We start from the raw sequence: 17083 nt of genomic DNA on the forward strand, positions 1-17083 counted from the left end.
TCTCTTATTAATTGATTAAGATTTCATCTTTTGGATAGCGGTAATTCATATGCCGTACCCTTCTCAACATCGCTATCATGATTGTTAACATACTTACACGCCCAATGAACATGGTGAAAATTATTACCAGTTTCGAGGGAGAAGAGAGGTCACTGGTAATTCCTGTAGTGAGCCCCACCGTACTGTAAGCTGAAAATGCTTCAAAAGCTATACTCAAAAGACTCTTGTCATTATCGAAAGAGGCTATTAGAAATACAGAAATCCCAATTACCATTAAAGATAGTGATATGATTGCAAAGGCCCTTCTTATACTGGATTCCGCTATCTCCCTTTTATAAACCTCAATTCTGTTCTTTCCCTTGGCAAGACTAAGAAAATTAAGCGTTGCAACAGCTATGGTGCTTGTCTTTATTCCTCCTCCTGTAGAAGCGGGGGAAGCCCCGATCCACATGAGCAGAAAAATTATCATCAATGTGCTGAAGTTCAATGCACCGGTATCTACCGTATTGAACCCGGCGGTTCGGGGAGTAGATGCTCCGAAAAAGGAAGTGACTATTTTCCCAAACCAGTTATGTTCTGCCAGGGTATTGTTGTACTCAAAAAAATAGAATACCGTGGTACCAACCATTAAAAGTACTGTGGTGGTAAATATCACGATCCTCGTATTCAGGTTGATCACCCAGGGCGAATGAACCGATTCCCGTTTTTTAGTCAGGTGTAATATCTTATTCTTAAACAAATAGATCACATAGCGGTAAAGGTTAAGAAGGATTGGAAAACCGATCCCTCCCAGTATAAAAAGGGAAGCTATGATTAAATGTAAAGGATAGTTGAACCTAAAGGCAGGATCGTAGAGGCTTTGCTCAAGGGTTGAAAAACCCGCGTTACAAAATCCGCTTACGGCATGAAACACAGAAAAGAACAATCGGTCTGAGATCGCGGCTATCTCATTTTTGCTGAGGCTGAAATATATAAGAATAAAACCTATGAATTCTACTATTACCGTTATGAAAAGTATCTTTTTCAGCACGCTCAGAACTTCTCCGATCTTTTCTGATTTTGTGACATCCTTTAGCATGATCTGGTTCTCATACGAAGTCTGGCCTCTGAAAAAATAACTGAAATAACTGGCGAAGGTCATTATTCCCAGGCCTCCTAATTGCATTAAAAGCAAAATGATTGTTTGCCCAAACCCAGTAAAATAAGAGCCGGTATCCACAACTATAAGGCCTGTAACACAAACCGAACTGGTAGCTGTAAAAAGAGCATCCAGAAAACTAATATCCCCTTCAGTGGCTTTAGGAAGCATTAGGAGTGCGGTTCCAATAAAGATGAGCGATAAAAAACTGGCTATAAATAGCTGGGCGGGATTTAACAAGGTACGGTTAAAGCTAAGCTCAAAGGTCGAAAATTCCCTTATAAAATAAATAAATACGGCGAGATACACATAGCCCATCTGGTTCAGGAACTCAAGAAGGATAAGGTTTTCCCTGAAGACATCGATGCGCATAATCAATAAAAGTCCAAATAGGATCCCGAAGGCGGAATCGAATATTTTTACCTTTAGTCGATGACTTAATTTAAATATAAAATGTCGTACAAGAATGAAAACTAGCCCTGCCGACAGGGTGATAAAGTAGAAATCCCTTAGCTGTTGTTCTTCATATTTTCCATGTTTGAAGCCAAGGTCAAATATGGCAACCAGGATTATTATGAAACTTAGCAGAAAGGAAAAAGCACTCAAATACTTTAAAAACCTTTCGTTCTGTAACCAGCTTTTGAATCCTGAAAATTTCACTTAAGGGTAGTTTTTAGCATGCAGAAGGCTATTTCTAATAACTCAGAAAGTCCGAAAAACAGACTTTCGGACTTCCTGAATCAGCTTAGTCTTTTACAAAGTTATCCAAATTTGATACAAGACTGCTAAAATTTCCCTAAACTATGAATAGGCTTTACATCTCTTTTCCGAAGAAAATAGCATTCATAAGTAATTTGTTGGTTCCATACCAGAATGCCCTGAAGTTAGTATTATCTGTGAATAACATAACCTCTCCTCGTCCCAGATCTTTATGCTTAAATGGAACTGTATTGGCTATTGAGTCCAGGTTAGGTTTACTTATATACCCACTCAGTAAAGGATTTTCCGTATACTGGATAGGATTGTTGTAGCTCTGTTCATCTGGCTCGATAAAAATGGTAGTATTCCTGAACATTGCAAGCCTGTCATTCTTATAGCCAAAGGCGATTGGATGACTTCTGTCAATTTTTGTTTCAAAAATGGCTCCCCCTATATGTTGAGCTCCCTTGAAATCACCTTGTTCCTCAAAACTTATATTTTTAGCTGTGATTTCATTCTTTTTAGTTTCAAAATCGATAAAATCGTTTTTCTTCATCCAGTTTACCGCATTTCTATAAGCGATAATTGTACCTCCGGCTTTAGTCCAGTCCTTTAGCTTATTCGCTATTTCTTTCTCAAGTCCTCCGCCTCGCGAATTTGGGATAATGATATCTGTGTATTCGTGCAGATCGGTATTGTCAAGCTCCCTTACGTCCAGTTTGGTTATTTTCATGTCATAGCGCTGATCGAATAGATGCCATATCTCACCGGCATCATAAGGGGTAATAGATCCTCCAACAACTATAGCTACTTTTTGAGGTTCAAGAGCCCTGAATTGATTACTTCCAAGGTTGATGCCAGCTGTCATTCCTGTTCCTATGGCTGTAATCTTCACACCGGTTTCTTTGGAAACATTGCTTAAAAACTTGTGCAAATCTGCTTTGTTAAGTTTCTGGTTCTGTACCGGGATCATAATGGTACCATAGCCATAGTTTTTAGAATCAAGACTAAAGTTTTCCATTGCTACTTTCGCACGCAGACCTTTTTCCAGGATCTGATTCAATGCCTTTGGAGCAAAATAATTGTGCCAGTTAAGGAGATAGGCATAATCGCTTTCTTCAGGCAATTGTGGGGAAGGCATCTTTAGCTCCTCTATCTTTGCACCTGCATTTCTCATAGATGCTTCCTCTGTGTAATCAAGGTTGAAGGCTAACGGAAATGTCCAGGCTGAAATATCATAAAATAGACTGTCTTCAAACTTTGTTCTTCTTTCGAACATTGCTTTTACCAATCTGTGTTGGCGCTGGTTCTTTGGAACTATATATGCCGAACCCTTTTCGAATTGTTTTCCGTTCTCACTGAAATTATCTGCAAGTTCATGCACTTCTATTTTATGTCTTTTCAGGATCTCAGCAAGCTTGTATGCACTTGCAGGATCACTTGAATTGCCAAAAGCATAGGCGCCATTTCCAGCTGATTGACGTGCATTCTTAAAGAAATTTCTCTGGTAATCAAGAAGATCTGTTCTCATTTTCTGGGCAGCTTCCAAAGTTGATAATGCCGCCGTGAACTGATTCCTTATGGTGAAAGGGAAGGTGAGGATACCATTATCGGTTTCCTGGGCATGGCCCCTTGAGCTTCCCTGCTCAAAAAGGATTCCTATACTTCCATTGATATCTGGAAAAGTAGAGCCTTTTCCGTAGTAAAAATCATCATAATTTTCTTCTGTATAATATAGTGAGCCAATCTCATCAAGGGCGGCAGCGTGGTAGGTTCCTATTTCTTTGGTCAGATCCTGGTTCTTCTGGGGAGTAAGAGGATGTGTCCTTGAAGGAATACCTGGCTGAAAGAAGAAAGTAGAATTAGATCCCATCTCATGATGGTCAGTCAGGATATTTGGATACCATTTATGAAAAGTTGCAATTCTAGCCTGGGATTCGGGTAACTGTACAGGCAGCCAGTCCCGGTTCATGTCAAACCAGTAGTGATTGGTTCTCCCGCCTGGCCACACTTCATTATATTCTCTGTCCTGCGGATCGGGATTGATATTCTTGCTTTTATTGGTATTGGCCCAGTAAGCGAACCTCTGCAATCCATCCGGATTAAAGGAGGGATCAAGGAGGATCACAGTATTTTCCAGGGCATTTTCAATTTTTTCACCCTCTGCCGCGGCAAGGTAATAGGTGTAAAGCAAAGCAGCATTGGAACCGCTGGGCTCATTACCGTGAATAGAGAAGCCCTGATTTATTACAATGGGCATTTCTTCAGTATTTTTTGATTCCGAATTTTCCTCTACAAGGGCTACATGGTTTTTTCTGATCTCTTCAATATTTTCGAGATTTTCCTCAGACGAAATGGTTAGCAGGACGAGCTGGCGACCTTCATAAGTAAAACCACGATTTTCAATTTGAATGCGCGGCGAAACTTCGGCTAGTTTATTCATATACATCAAAAGCCTGTCATGACTCACATGCCATTCGCCCGGTACAAAGCCAATCACTTCCTGTGGAGTGGGGATTTCAGGATTATAGGAGACATCATCTGGTAGATAATAATCCAAAGAGACTTCTTCCTGCTGAGCATGGATAATAGTAGTTGATAAAAGAATAAAGAAGATAATAAGGTTTCTCATAGTTTTATTTTTGGAATGTCTAAGATAAAAAAAACCGTCCTTATTTGGGACGGTTCGGGATATCTGATAAGATTCTAATTAAATATCGTCAAAACTTACATCAGTAAATTTTTCCGGGTTAGATGAATTAGAGGTTGTTTTCTCCTGATTGTCATCTTCATATTCCTTTTTGAAATCCTTTTGATGACGTTCACTTATTACCTCTTCTCCTTTTTCGTTGATGATAAAGTCGGTCATCTCTGCAAGGATCTCTCTAAAACCATCAAAATCTTCCTTGTAGAGATAGATCTTGTGTTTTTTGTAATAGAAAGAACCATCATCATTTGTGAACTTCTTACTTTCGGTAATGGTAAGATAATAATCGTCAGCCCGGGTGGATCTTACGTCGAAAAAATAAGTTCTTCTACCGGCTCTTAAAACTTTAGAGAATATTTCTTCTTTCTCCATCATTCCCTTGTCGCTCATAAAATAGATTCTTTAATGGTTGTTATTGTCGAGTCCAAAAATCTAAAAAATTTTAACATCTAACAAAATATTTTCACATTTCTTTTTCATTTAACTGTTTTGCATAGAGCTCCTTGTAATAGCCATCTGTATTCAGAAGCTGCTGGTGCGTGCCTTCTTGCACGATCTGACCGTCTTCAAGGATAATGATCTTATCGGCATTTTTGGCCGATGAGATTCTATGGCTTACAATAATGGTAGTTTTATTTTTCGTGATCTGGAAAAGATTATTCAGGATCTCTTCCTCGGTTTCGGTGTCTACGGCTGAAAGGCAATCATCAAACAATAAAATTTCGGGGTCATGAATAATAGCTCTGGCTATGGAAACTCTTTGTTTCTGCCCACCGGAAAGAGTGATCCCTCTTTCGCCCAGTACGGTCTCATAACCTTTGCTAAAGCCTATAATATTTTTATGTACAGAAGCATTTTTAGCAGCTTCAATGATTTCTTTTTCAGCAGCTTCTGTTTTACCAAATTTGATATTGTTCTTGATCGTATCGCTAAACAGGAATGCATCCTGAGGTACATAACCAATGCTTTTACGCAGGCTTTCCAGGTTGAGTTCGTGGATATTTCGCCCGTCTATAAGAATTTCCCCATTATCAATATCGTATAGCCTTCCTATAAGTTCCAGGATAGTAGATTTGCCCGACCCCGTTTTTCCTATGATCGCCAGGGTTTCTCCTTTCTTAACGGTGAAAGAAACATTTTTTAAGGCGGTGATGTTAGTATCGTCGTAAGTAAAACTAACATTTTTGAACTCTATGCTTCCATTTATCGTATCAGGTTCACTTTTAGGATTCGTGATCTCTGGTTCTTCACCCAGGAATTCATTGATACGTTCCTGCGAAGCTTCAGCCTGTTGTACCAGTGAAGTTACCCACCCAATAGATGCTACCGGCCAGGTAAGCATGTTCACATATAGGATGAATTCTACCAAGACATCAATATTTTCAATCTGTCCCGAGATTATCTGTCTTCCGCCAAAATAGATCACAATAATGTTACTGATTCCTATAAGCAGTACCATCAATGGAAAAAAGAATGCCTGTACCTTTACGAGATCAATATTCTTATCCCTGCTTCCGTTAGAAAGGTCGGTGAAGTTATTGTTGGTTTGAGGTTCAATGCCATAAGACTTGATCACCGCGATCCCGCTAAAACTTTCCTGGGTAAAAGTGTTAAGCTTAGAAAGGTATTGTTGTACAATAGTACTACGCTGGTGGATGGCTACGCTAAGTTTATAAATGGCATATGCCAGAATGGGGAGCGGAATTACAGTATAAAGCGTAAGCATGGGCGCTGCCTGAAGCATAAAAATAAGAACCACTACGGTTGAAGTAAAGGTCGTGACACTATACATGATAGCTGGACCCAGATATAATCTCACCTTAGAAACATCCTCGCTTATCCGGTTCATAAGGTCCCCCGTCCGGTTCTTTTTGTAGAAGTTTAGAGATAGGTCAAGGTAATGCTGAAAGACTTCATTCTTCAGGTCGTATTCCATATGCCTGGAAACCACGATAAATGTTTGTCTCATCAGAAAGGTGAAGAATGCTGAAATGAGCGTGGTTCCAACAATTAAAAGGATATTGTAGGCAAGTTCACTTTTCACTTTTGAAATATCGGTGATCGAACCGTTTATATAGTCTTCTATCACCACTGTACTCTGGCCGATAAGAGGGATATAGTAGATAGCAAAGATTCTGGCTGCTATTGTAATGATAAGGCCGATTAAAAGCCTCCATTTATACTTATAGAAATATTTATTAAGATGCTGAAGGTTTTTCATTCAGAAATATTGGATTATTGAAGAATGTGTAATTTAACACGTATTTAAACCCTTCGATTTAAAATATTATTATTTTTGTGGCGGATTTTTTGATATATTCAGAAATCCCTAAAACTTAAAATCATCAAACTATGCAAGTTGACGTTCTAAATGCAAAAGAACTAAAAAAATCTGCACCGGTATTCGGGCAGGTATCTTTCGACGATCATGAGCAGATCGTTTTTTGCAACGACAAAGATACAGGTTTAAAGGCAATTATTGGTATTCATAACACGGTTTTAGGACCGGCACTTGGCGGTACCCGTATGTGGAATTACACCAGTGAATGGGAGGCCTTGAACGATGTTTTACGTCTTTCAAGAGGGATGACCTTTAAGAGTGCGATCACAGGTTTGAACCTTGGTGGAGGAAAAGCGGTGATCATTGGAGATGCCAAAAAAGATAAGACCCCTGAACTTATGAAAAGGTTTGGTGAGTTTGTGCATTCTCTTGGAGGAAAATACATAACTGCAGAAGATGTGGGAATGGAGACTTCAGATATGGATACGGTAAGAGAGGTGACTCCTTATGTAACAGGGATTTCCGAATCTAAAGGTGGAGCAGGTAATCCTTCTCCAATCACGGCCTATGGTGTTTTTATGGGGCTAAAGGCTTCTGCTAAATTCAAGTATGGAACCGATAACCTTGAAGGTAAAAAGGTGATGGTACAGGGAATAGGGCATGTTGGTGAAACCCTGGTAGAATACCTAACCGGTGACGGAGCCGAAGTATTTATTAGCGATATCAACGAAGACCGACTTCAGGAGGTAAGCAAAAAATATGGAGCACATATCTTTACCGAAAGGGATATTTATTCTGCCGATGTTGATATTTATGCTCCCTGTGCACTTGGAGCAACAGTAAATGATGAAACCATTGAAAGGTTAAAGGTAGATATCATTGCTGGAGCTGCGAACAACCAGCTGGCCGATGAGGTAGCGCATGGTGAGATACTTCAGAAGAAAGGAATCGTATATGCTCCAGATTTCCTTATCAATGCCGGTGGAATTATAAACGTATATGCCGAGCTTGAAAATTACGATAAACAGGAAATTATGCGTAAGACCGAAAATATTTATAATACTACTCTTAAGATACTTGATAAGGCGGCAAAAGATGAGATTACGACGCATTTTGCTGCTTTGCAGATCGCAAAACAGAGAATTGAAGACAGAAAAAAACAGAATTTGAATTAGCCAGTTCCAATTTATTGATATTTTTGCAGGGCGAAAGTAAATGACTTTCGCCCTTTTTAATTTCTAAAAGTTCTTTTACAATTATGTTGACAAGAAGACATATCAGGGTTAAAGTAATGCAGTCGCTTTATGCCTTTAACCAAAGCCAGAATGATAACCTTGCCACCGAAGAGAAGTTCCTGCTTAAAAGTATGCAGGAAATGTATGATCTGTTTCTTCTTCAGATAAGTCTGATCACCGAAATAAGAGAACATGCAGAAACCTACCTGGAAAAATCCCAGCAAAAATATCTCGCTACCAGCGAAGAAAAAGATCCTAACCGGAAATTCGTAGATAACAAGATCTTTGAGATTCTCAACGAGAATGAAAGTATACAGGATGCCCTGGAAAAACATAAGATCAATCAATGGAAACAGGACGATGAATATGTTTCTATAATCTGGAATGAAGTTCGCAACAGCCTGGCTTACCAGGAATACATGGAGACCCGGGAAACCAGTTTTAAAGAGGACAAGGATTTTATAATTTCCATCTTTAAGGAGATTATTGCTCCTAATGATAAATTATACGATTATCTTGAAGATAAGAAGTTAACCTGGGTGGACGACCTTCCTCTGGTAAATACGGCCATCCTTAAATTTCTTCAAAAACTGAAGGAGAAGACTGGGAGGGATAAGAAGATCACTCAGCTTTTTAAGAACGAAGAGGATAAGGAGTTCGCACTTAAACTTTTCAGGAAGACCTATCTCAACGATGAGGAACTTTCGGAAGAAATGCTGGGAAAAACTCCAAATTGGGATAAAGATCGTATCGCTGAGGTTGATATGGTTTTGATTAAAATGGCGATCTGTGAATTTTTGAAATTCACCAGCATCCCTGTAAAAGTTACCATCAACGAGTACCTTGAAATTGCCAAAGAGTACAGTACTCCAAAAAGCAGTATTTTTATCAATGGAGTTCTTGATAAACTTTCCAAGGAGTATCAGGCAGAAGACAAGCTAAATAAAACTGGTCGGGGACTTATGTAGTAAAGAAATTTTATTATTTTTATCGATTAGAAATTAAACAAAATAACTTCACCATGAAAAAAGCAATTTTGATGTTTGCAGCAGTCGGGGCGATGCTGTTCACCGGATGTAAAGATAATGCCTCAGATAAGGTTAAGGCCGAGAATGTAGAGACCGCTGCAGAGCGTGACGCACAGGAAACCGTTTACCCAGAGATCACCTTTGAGGAAACTGAATTTGATTTTGGAAACATTGCTAAAGGAACTAACGTAGAGCATGTCTTCAAATTCACCAACACGGGTAAAGCTCCCCTGGTGATCACCAATGCTTCAAGTTCTTGTGGCTGTACAGTGCCAACATATCCTAAGAATGAGACTATCGCACCTGGGGAAAGTGGTGAAATGCTTGTAAAATTTAATGGTTCAGGAAACGGACAGGTGACTAAGACAGTTACAGTAAGTGCTAATACCGAGTCAGGAAAAGAACAAATTAAAATCAAGGCTTTTGTAGAAGCTGACGAAACCCAGAGCTAAACGCATATATGGATCAATTAACGCAGTTTGCACCAATTATTTTAATGTTTGTGGTGGTGTATTTTTTTATGATACGCCCACAAATGAAAAAAGCTAAACAGGAAAAGAATTTTGCCGCAGAACTTAAAAAAGGAGACCGCATAGTAACAAAGAGCGGAATGCATGGTAAGATTGTAGATTTTAGCGAAAAAAATAATGCGGTGATCATAGAAACCGGAGCAGGAAAAATTACATTCGACCGCTCATCAATTTCGATGGAATTGAGCAAAAAACTGAATGAACCTGTAAAGGATAAAAAATAAAGACAACAGTTTTTAATAAAAAAAGCAGCTTTTTCAAGCTGCTTTTTTTATTCTAACAATTCTTGTATTTGTCGTTTAACCCAACCCCGTTTTTTATCATTGCGCTTATCTTTTCTAACCTGCTCAACTTTGTGGCTTCTCTTTTTGCTTCAGAAATATATTCAGCATATTCCCTTTGCCTGCCAGGTGTAAGCCTGTTGAAAGAATCCTTCAGTTCCTGGTCGTTATCCAGTGCGGTGCTCAGTTCTTCAGGAATAACCAGTTCTTTGTTAGTGTCTGGTTTTATTTCTTTACCCTCTTTCTGATTCTGGACTGCTTCTTTAATATAAGGTAGCAGTACTGAAGTTCTTACTTCATCGCCCTTTTTAAATCTTATTTGTCTTAGCGCCTTTGTTTTTCCTTCCTGAGCGTTTACAAGAAGTGAGGTATTTTCTTTAAGTAATGCTCCATTGAAGAACCATAGGCCATAATGATTTTTAAAAGCTCCGATTCCAACCACGTTCTTGCCATCCAGGGTATAGACGGGTGAACCCCATTTTATCTCAGGCTTAAGTTCGGTGGTAAGGATCATTTCATGCAACTGTCTCAACTCCTCTTCCCAGTAAGAGTGACAGTTAATATATTCTTCTACGTTCTTGACTGGCATAGCTTAAAATTAAGATTCCTCGTATTTCTTGGCAGTAAGTTCGGCCAGTTTAACGATAACTTCGGCTGCTTTCTGCATACTCTCTACAGGTACATACTCATATTTCCCATGAAAATTATGTCCTCCTGCGAATATGTTTGGACAGGGCAAACCTTTGAAGCTCAATTGTGCACCATCGGTTCCTCCTCTAATAGGCTTGATTATAGGTTTTACGTTTACCTCTTCCATAGCCTTTTGGGCCAGTTCCACAATATGCATTACAGGTTCAACCTTTTCCCGCATATTGTAATACTGGTCTGTGATCTCAATGCTTATGCATTCTCTTTCATACTGGGAACAAATCTCACTAACAAGGTCCTGCATCACCTGTTTGCGGGCTTCAAAATGTTCCTTTTCATGATCTCTAATGATATACTCCAGAACGGTTTCCTCTACATCTCCCTTAATACTGGTTAGATGAAAGAAACCCTGCCTGCCTTCAGTATGCTCGGGAGTTTCCAGTCTCGGTAAGGAGTTGATAAAATCCTGGGCGATATACATACTGTTCACCATTTTATCTTTGGCGTAACCCGGATGTACACTTTTACCTTCCACTCGTACAACTGCCTGTGCCGCGTTGAAATTTTCATATTCAAGTTCTCCTATTTGGCTGCCATCCATGGTATAGGCCCATTCTGCACCAAACTTCTGAACATCGAATTTATGTGCACCCCTTCCTATTTCTTCATCAGGGGTGAAGCAGATCCTTATTTTTCCATGCGGAATATCTGGATTGTCAACGAGGTACTGCATGGCAGTCATGATCTCAGTAATCCCGGCTTTATCATCGGCACCTAAAAGAGTAGTGCCATCTGTAGTGATAAGGGTCTGGCCTTTATACTGAAGCAGGTCTTCAAAATAATCTGGCGAAAGCACTATATGCCTGTCCTTGTTTAAGACGATATCCTTGCCGTCATAATTCTCAATGATCTGCGGATTCACATTGGTTCCTGAAAAATCTGGCGTTGTATCGAAATGTGAGACAAAACCTATCACGGGCACTTCGTGAGCCACATTGGCTGGCAGGGTGGCCATTACATAAGCATTGTCATCTATGGTGACATCTTCAAGGCCTATTTCTTTGAGTTCTTCAACCAGTTTATTGGCGAGATCCCATTGTTTTTCAGTGCTCGGCGTTGTGGAGCTTTTTGGATCACTCTGAGTATCGATCTTCACATAACTGAAGAACCTGTCAATTATATGTTGTTTATTGGTCATTATGGTTGGGTTTGACTTCAAAAATACATATATAGACTACTGCTTCAAAACCTTTTAAGTTTTCATCAAGCAATTTTATTAATTATTTAAGGTCAGATGCAATTCGCCTGGTTTTATAATCGATAAATGGATGTGTTTATTTAAGCCAATTTCATATAGACAATTTCCCAATTCATTTTATTTTTGCACAAACCGTCCAGTATGTATAAATCATTAATAAGGCCCGCACTTTTCAAATTCGATCCGGAAAAGGTCCATTATTTCACTTTTGATTTTTTAAGAAAATTTTGCAGGATGCCCGGTGCAGTTCCATTCTTAAGGTCCAAATTTCAGGTGGATGATCCCCGACTGGAAAGAGAGATTTTCGGTCTTAAATTTAAGAATCCGGTTGGTCTGGCGGCAGGATTTGATAAGGATGCTAAGCTTTACAATGAACTTTCAGCTCTTGGCTTCGGGTTTATTGAAGTTGGAACGGTCACGCCTAAGCCCCAGCCCGGCAATGAAAAGAAAAGGCTTTTCAGGTTAAGGGAAGATTCGGCCATCATCAATCGTATGGGCTTCAATAATGAAGGCGTTGAGCAGATGGTGGAGCGATTAAAGAAGAATAAAAATGTGATTATTGGGGGTAATATTGGGAAAAATAAGATTACTCCTAATGAAAAAGCGGTAGATGACTATGTTTACAGTTTCGAGGCGCTCTTTAATCATGTGAATTATTTTGTGGTGAACGTAAGCTCGCCAAATACACCTAACCTAAGGGAGCTGCAGGACAAGGACCCGCTTAAAAATCTTCTGAATACCCTTCAGGAAAGAAATGCGGCAAAGGCCAATCCAAAGCCGATATTACTAAAAATAGCGCCTGATCTTACAGATGATCAGCTGATGGATATTATTGAAATAGTCCAGGAAACAAAAATTGCGGGTGTCATTGCTACGAATACTACTATTTCAAGAGAAGGTCTGAAATCTGAAAATAAGTATGAAACGGGCGGGCTTAGTGGTAAACCGCTGACTAAACGATCTACAGAGGTGATCAGGTTTCTTTCGGAGAAAAGCAATAACTCCTTTCCGATAATTGGTGTGGGAGGTATTCATTCAGCAGAAGATGCTATTGAAAAACTTGAGGCTGGTGCGAGCCTTGTGCAGCTCTATACCGGTTTTATTTACGAAGGTCCGGCACTGATCAGGGATATTAATCAAAAGATACTTGAAAAAGGCATTTAAAATTGCTTAAAGAATGCTTGATCAAATAATCCCTTTTCTAACGGCTTCCATACTTTTAACATTTTCACCGGGTCCGGACATCATTTACGTCCTTGTGAGGTCTATGGCGTATGGATATAAGCAGGGGGTGGTCACCGCACTCGGGCTGGTGAGTGGTATACTGATACATACCAGTCTAGTGGCTTTCGGAGTTTCGGCGGTCATCAAGCAGTCTGAAAATATATTTCTCATCATAAAGATATTCGGAGCTGCTTATCTTTTATATCTGGCCTGGCAGGTTTATAAAAGCGATCCCGAAATCGCTTTTTCTTCTGAAGGGATCAGGAACAAAGGTATGTTCAGTCTTTTTAAACAGGGCTTCGTGATGAACGTTCTCAATCCCAAGGTGAGCATCTTTTTTCTGGCATTCTTTCCCGGTTTTTTGTGGGAACCCGAGGGAAATACCGTGGCTCAGTTCTATACCCTGGGGGTTCTGTTCATGCTACAGGCTTTGATCATCTTCAGCCTGGTAGCCATGATGGCCGATAAGATCTCGGTATTTATAAAATCTCATCCTAAATCTGGCTGGTTCCTCAAATGGATGCAGGTGGTGATCTTTATCCTGATCGCTATACTAATCCTCCTTTAATACAGGGGTCTAAATCTCTTGAAGAATTAACGCCTAAACATCTTTCTAGCCAGCCAAAATTTAATATTATCAATAAATCCTTATTCTTTTTCAATTTTCCTTAAAATACTATCTTTGGGCGTATGCGGAAAATCAAAATGATCGAATGTCCCAGGGATGCCATGCAGGGTATCAGGGAATTTATTCCAACCGAGAAAAAGGCCCAGTACATACAGTCATTATTGCGTTGTGGATTTGACACCGTGGATTTTGGAAGTTTTGTATCTCCCAAGGCGATCCCGCAGATGAAAGACACGGCCCAGGTACTGGAGAAGCTTGATCTCTCAAAAACCTCAAGCAAACTTCTTGCTATTGTGGCCAATGTTCGCGGAGCGCAGGATGCCTCCCAATTTGAGGAGATAGACTACCTTGGGTATCCATTCTCGATTTCCGAAAACTTTCAGATGCGTAACACACATAAGACCATTGCAGAATCGGTTGAGGTGTTACAGGAAATCCTTAATATCGCCGATGGGAATGGTAAAGAGGTAGTTGCCTATCTGAGTATGGGATTTGGGAATCCTTATGGGGATCCGTGGAATGTTGAGATAGTTGGAAGCTGGACAGAGAAACTATCAGCGATGGGAGTGAAGATATTATCACTTTCTGATACTGTTGGCTCCTCAACACCAGATATCATCGATTATCTTTTTTCCAATCTTATTCCGGAATATCCGAATATCGAATTTGGTGCTCACTTGCATACCACTCCTTCAAAATGGCATGAGAAGATAGATGCCGCGTTTAAGGCCGGGTGTTCCAGGTTTGACGGCGCCATCCAGGGATTTGGTGGCTGCCCTATGGCTAAGGATGAATTAACAGGAAATATGCCTTCAGAGAAGATGCTTTCTTATTTTAATTCTGCCAAGGCCGATGCTAATATAAAAATGACCAGTTTCGAGTCAGCTTATAACGAAGCATCCAAAATTTTCAATGTCTATCATTAATAGTATTTATGGGAAAGCATATTATTATATATAAATATTATTTAAAATTAATCTAAATAAACTTGTTGTACCCAAAAGTGGACTGTATATTTGCCGGCAGAAATTATTTTAAACCAGTCTAAATAAACAACATGAAAAAGCAATTATTCGCTTTGGTTATTGGGGGATTAACCCTGGCATCCTGTTCTTCTGACGATGATTCAATAATAAAGGAAGGAGAAAACTCTGTAGAAATTCCTGACACTTATAATTTTGAGCGCGATGGTATGAGCACCGTTTCTTATAGCGGGCAAACTACCCGGCTTCAAATGTCTGCAGAACTTATAGGTAGTTTCAATGATTTTGATAATTCAACTGAAGCCCTTCTGTTAAATATGTTTTCTAACGATGGGAACCCTTTTTCGAAATCAGAACTTAACGAGTCGTCAAAAAATATTAAATCTAAGATAGCAGCCTCGAATCTTTATTTTTCAACGAATACTGTTGAAAGCAGTGAGATCAAAGCCGATTTTGAATCATATATCTCCACTCAGATGAATGAGGTTTATTCAAACCGAAACGAGGTTGCTGAAGCCGGGAAGGCGGGGCAGATCGCTGATGGTGATGGTTTTAGGTATGTAAACGCGAAAGGTCTGGAAATGAACCAGGCATTTGCGAAGGGTCTTATCGGGGCGCTACTCGTAGATCAAATGCTGAACAATTATCTGTCTCAGCCTGTTCTTGATGAAGGCGAAAACCGGGCGAATAATGAAGCCGGTATAACCGAAGAAGGTAAGAACTACACTACCATGGAACATAAATGGGATGAAGCTTACGGATATTTGTATGGAGATCCATCGGTTCCTACAACAGATCCTAATTCGGTTCTTAATGAAAGCGAAGATCATTTGTTGTTCAACTATCTTGGTAGAGTTGATGGAGATGATGATTTTTCAGGAATTGCTGAAGAAACCTTTGAAGCTTTTAAAACAGGGCGTGCTGCTATCGTTGCAGGAGATTATGAGCTCCGTGATGAGCAGGTAGCCATCATACGTGAGAATATTTCAAAAGTAATCGCGATAAGAGCCGTGCATTATCTTAAGGGAGGAAAGGCAGCTTTGGAAAGCCAGGAATATGGTGCTGCTTTCCATGAACTTTCTGAAGGTTTCGGATTCGTATATAGTTTAAGATTTACAAACGATCCTGCTACTGGAGCGCCATATTTAACTAAATCCCAGGTAGACTCATTTAAAGAAGATCTGCTTGACGGTAATGGCTTCTGGGATGTAACTCCTGAAACACTGGATGCTATTTCAGAAGAGATAGCTACCGCGTTTGGTTTTTCGGTAGAGGAAGCATAATTAAAAAAATTAGCCGTAGCCATCAGGTTCCGGCTTTTTAAATTTTTTGGAAAATGAAGAAGATTTCAAGTTTTTTATTGGTATTAACATTAATTTTTTCAGCCTGTTCCTCTGACGATGGAGGTGGCGGGATAAATCCTGATAGTTTTGACCGTGAAGGCATGCTTAAGAACTGGGCTGATAATATTATAGTTCCTGCTTTTGCAAACTTTAGCAACTCTACCCAGAGCCTGGAGGATAGGACAAATGCCTTCGTGACAGACCCTTCAGAAGCAAACCTTGTAGAGCTAAGAGCTGCCTTTGAAACCGCTTACCTGGATTTTCAAACGGTGTCTATGTTCGAGGTTGGGAAAGCCATGGAGCTTAATTTCAGGAACTATCTTAATACCTATCCTGCCAATGTTTCTAATATTGAAAGCAAAATAGAAGCAGGAGACTATAATCTTACATTACCTTCAAGCTATGCCGAGCAGGGTTTTCCAGCACTGGATTACCTTCTTTTCGGAGTAGCAGGAACCGATGCGGAGATCGTTTCGGTTTACAGTTCTGAAAAATACAAGAACTACCTTATGGATGTGGCATCAAGGATTAATTCTCTTACAATTGATGTGAATGCTGCATGGCAGGGTGAGCTTAGGGATAATTTCGTAAGCAATACAAGCTCTTCAAGTACCGGATCTATTGATGTTTTTACGAATGATTATATCATGTACTTTGAGAAGTTCATAAGATCTGGAAAAATAGGTTATCCGGCTGGTGCCTTTACAGGTGATCCATTGCCTCAGAATGTTGAAGCTTATTATGCCGGCGATCTTTCCAAAAAACTATATATAAGAGCATTAGATAACTTCCAGGATTTCTTTAATGGGAAACACTTTGGAAGTAATGAGAGAGGCAAAAGCTACAGCCAGTACCTGGATTACATGGAAAGCATGAAAGAAAGTACTGAGCTTAGTTCTTTGATCAATTCACAGCTAGATTTGATCCTGTCTCAGGCTGAAACTCTTGATACAAGCTTGAAATCGCAGGTAGAGACCAATAATACAAGCATGCTGGAAGCTTTTGATGAGCTTCAAAAAGCAGTTGTGTTACTGAAAGTTGACATGATCCAGGCACTTTATATAGGTATTGATTATGTAGATTCTGACGGTGACTAAATT

The 17083-nt window shown here is 39.7% G+C and carries 15 protein-coding genes; 9 read left to right on the plus strand and 6 right to left on the minus strand.

All coding sequences use genetic code 11. The features are described 5' to 3' along the window. Positions 1-7 precede the first annotated feature (7 nt). The 4 genes from NE848_RS01400 to NE848_RS01415 all read right to left on the minus strand — a co-directional run bounded on the left by NE848_RS01400 (position 8) and on the right by NE848_RS01415 (position 6765). On the minus strand, positions 8-1798 hold the full coding sequence (locus NE848_RS01400) for a TrkH family potassium uptake protein (RefSeq protein ID WP_252110428.1): 1791 nt from the start codon (positions 1796-1798) through the stop codon (positions 8-10). Between the two features lie 154 nt (positions 1799-1952). Then, positions 1953-4469 (minus strand): M14 family metallopeptidase, encoded by a 2517-nt coding sequence (locus NE848_RS01405; protein WP_252110429.1) that lies wholly within the window; start codon positions 4467-4469, stop codon positions 1953-1955. Positions 4470-4547: 78 nt separating this feature from the next. After that, the gene (locus NE848_RS01410; protein ID WP_252110430.1) at positions 4548-4934 is read right to left on the minus strand and encodes a PUR family DNA/RNA-binding protein; all 387 of its coding nucleotides are present in this window, start codon (positions 4932-4934) and stop codon (positions 4548-4550) included. A 73-nt stretch (positions 4935-5007) separates the two neighbouring features. Continuing rightward, on the minus strand, positions 5008-6765 hold the full coding sequence (locus NE848_RS01415; RefSeq protein WP_252110431.1) for an ABC transporter ATP-binding protein: 1758 nt from the start codon (positions 6763-6765) through the stop codon (positions 5008-5010). A gap of 131 nt (positions 6766-6896) precedes the next feature. Between NE848_RS01415 and NE848_RS01420 the strand changes: the two genes are divergently transcribed. From NE848_RS01420 to yajC, 4 genes are all read left to right on the plus strand, one after another. Further along, positions 6897-8000 (plus strand): Glu/Leu/Phe/Val family dehydrogenase, encoded by a 1104-nt coding sequence (locus tag NE848_RS01420; RefSeq protein ID WP_252110432.1) that lies wholly within the window; start codon positions 6897-6899, stop codon positions 7998-8000. An 83-nt stretch (positions 8001-8083) separates the two neighbouring features. Beyond that, positions 8084-9028 (plus strand): transcription antitermination factor NusB, encoded by a 945-nt coding sequence (gene nusB / locus NE848_RS01425; RefSeq protein WP_252110433.1) that lies wholly within the window; start codon positions 8084-8086, stop codon positions 9026-9028. A gap of 53 nt (positions 9029-9081) precedes the next feature. Further along, positions 9082-9540: a DUF1573 domain-containing protein gene (locus NE848_RS01430; protein ID WP_252110434.1), complete on the plus strand. Its 459-nt coding sequence runs from the start codon at positions 9082-9084 to the stop codon at positions 9538-9540. An 8-nt stretch (positions 9541-9548) separates the two neighbouring features. Next, positions 9549-9842 (plus strand): preprotein translocase subunit YajC, encoded by a 294-nt coding sequence (gene yajC, locus NE848_RS01435; protein ID WP_252110435.1) that lies wholly within the window; start codon positions 9549-9551, stop codon positions 9840-9842. 52 nt (positions 9843-9894) lie between these two features. Here the strand turns inward: yajC and NE848_RS01440 are convergent, their stop codons facing one another. Both NE848_RS01440 and pepT read right to left on the minus strand, forming a co-directional pair. Further along, the gene (locus NE848_RS01440) at positions 9895-10488 is read right to left on the minus strand and encodes a YdeI/OmpD-associated family protein (protein ID WP_252110436.1); all 594 of its coding nucleotides are present in this window, start codon (positions 10486-10488) and stop codon (positions 9895-9897) included. 9 nt (positions 10489-10497) lie between these two features. Next, a complete protein-coding gene (gene pepT / locus NE848_RS01445) occupies positions 10498-11745 on the minus strand; it encodes a peptidase T (protein ID WP_252110437.1) in 1248 nt (415 codons plus the stop codon). Positions 11746-11946: 201 nt separating this feature from the next. On the opposite strand from pepT, the gene NE848_RS01450 reads away from it, so the two are divergent. The 5 genes from NE848_RS01450 (at position 11947) to NE848_RS01470 (ending at position 17080) form a co-directional block, all read left to right on the plus strand. After that, positions 11947-12969 (plus strand): quinone-dependent dihydroorotate dehydrogenase, encoded by a 1023-nt coding sequence (locus NE848_RS01450; RefSeq protein ID WP_252110438.1) that lies wholly within the window; start codon positions 11947-11949, stop codon positions 12967-12969. A 13-nt stretch (positions 12970-12982) separates the two neighbouring features. After that, a complete protein-coding gene (locus NE848_RS01455; protein WP_252110439.1) occupies positions 12983-13597 on the plus strand; it encodes a LysE family translocator in 615 nt (204 codons plus the stop codon). Positions 13598-13719: 122 nt separating this feature from the next. Next, the gene (locus NE848_RS01460) at positions 13720-14583 is read left to right on the plus strand and encodes a hydroxymethylglutaryl-CoA lyase (RefSeq protein ID WP_252110440.1); all 864 of its coding nucleotides are present in this window, start codon (positions 13720-13722) and stop codon (positions 14581-14583) included. Between the two features lie 131 nt (positions 14584-14714). Beyond that, complete coding sequence (locus tag NE848_RS01465) at positions 14715-15923, plus strand: DUF4856 domain-containing protein (protein WP_252110441.1); 1209 nt, start codon at positions 14715-14717, stop codon at positions 15921-15923. A gap of 53 nt (positions 15924-15976) precedes the next feature. Then, complete coding sequence (locus NE848_RS01470) at positions 15977-17080, plus strand: imelysin family protein (protein ID WP_252110442.1); 1104 nt, start codon at positions 15977-15979, stop codon at positions 17078-17080. The last annotated feature ends 3 nt before the right edge of the window (positions 17081-17083 follow it).

Origin of the sequence: Gramella jeungdoensis (assembly GCF_023805255.1) — a bacterium.
Taxonomy (GTDB): Bacteria; Bacteroidota; Bacteroidia; order Flavobacteriales; family Flavobacteriaceae; genus Christiangramia; species Christiangramia jeungdoensis.

Bases quoted from the DNA above. Each gene is read 5' to 3' on its own strand.
- NE848_RS01405 (WP_252110429.1), bottom strand. From the start codon at position 4,469: ATGAGAAACCTTATTATCTTCTTTATTCTTTTATCAACTACTATTATC.
- NE848_RS01410 (WP_252110430.1), bottom strand. From the start codon at position 4,934: ATGAGCGACAAGGGAATGATGGAGAAAGAAGAAATATTCTCTAAAGTT.
- NE848_RS01415 (WP_252110431.1), bottom strand. From the start codon at position 6,765: ATGAAAAACCTTCAGCATCTTAATAAATATTTCTATAAGTATAAATGG.
- NE848_RS01420 (WP_252110432.1), top strand. From the start codon at position 6,897: ATGCAAGTTGACGTTCTAAATGCAAAAGAACTAAAAAAATCTGCACCG.
- nusB (WP_252110433.1), top strand. From the start codon at position 8,084: ATGTTGACAAGAAGACATATCAGGGTTAAAGTAATGCAGTCGCTTTAT.
- NE848_RS01430 (WP_252110434.1), top strand. From the start codon at position 9,082: ATGAAAAAAGCAATTTTGATGTTTGCAGCAGTCGGGGCGATGCTGTTC.
- yajC (WP_252110435.1), top strand. From the start codon at position 9,549: ATGGATCAATTAACGCAGTTTGCACCAATTATTTTAATGTTTGTGGTG.
- NE848_RS01440 (WP_252110436.1), bottom strand. From the start codon at position 10,488: ATGCCAGTCAAGAACGTAGAAGAATATATTAACTGTCACTCTTACTGG.
- pepT (WP_252110437.1), bottom strand. From the start codon at position 11,745: ATGACCAATAAACAACATATAATTGACAGGTTCTTCAGTTATGTGAAG.
- NE848_RS01450 (WP_252110438.1), top strand. From the start codon at position 11,947: ATGTATAAATCATTAATAAGGCCCGCACTTTTCAAATTCGATCCGGAA.
- NE848_RS01455 (WP_252110439.1), top strand. From the start codon at position 12,983: ATGCTTGATCAAATAATCCCTTTTCTAACGGCTTCCATACTTTTAACA.
- NE848_RS01460 (WP_252110440.1), top strand. From the start codon at position 13,720: ATGCGGAAAATCAAAATGATCGAATGTCCCAGGGATGCCATGCAGGGT.
- NE848_RS01465 (WP_252110441.1), top strand. From the start codon at position 14,715: ATGAAAAAGCAATTATTCGCTTTGGTTATTGGGGGATTAACCCTGGCA.
- NE848_RS01470 (WP_252110442.1), top strand. From the start codon at position 15,977: ATGAAGAAGATTTCAAGTTTTTTATTGGTATTAACATTAATTTTTTCA.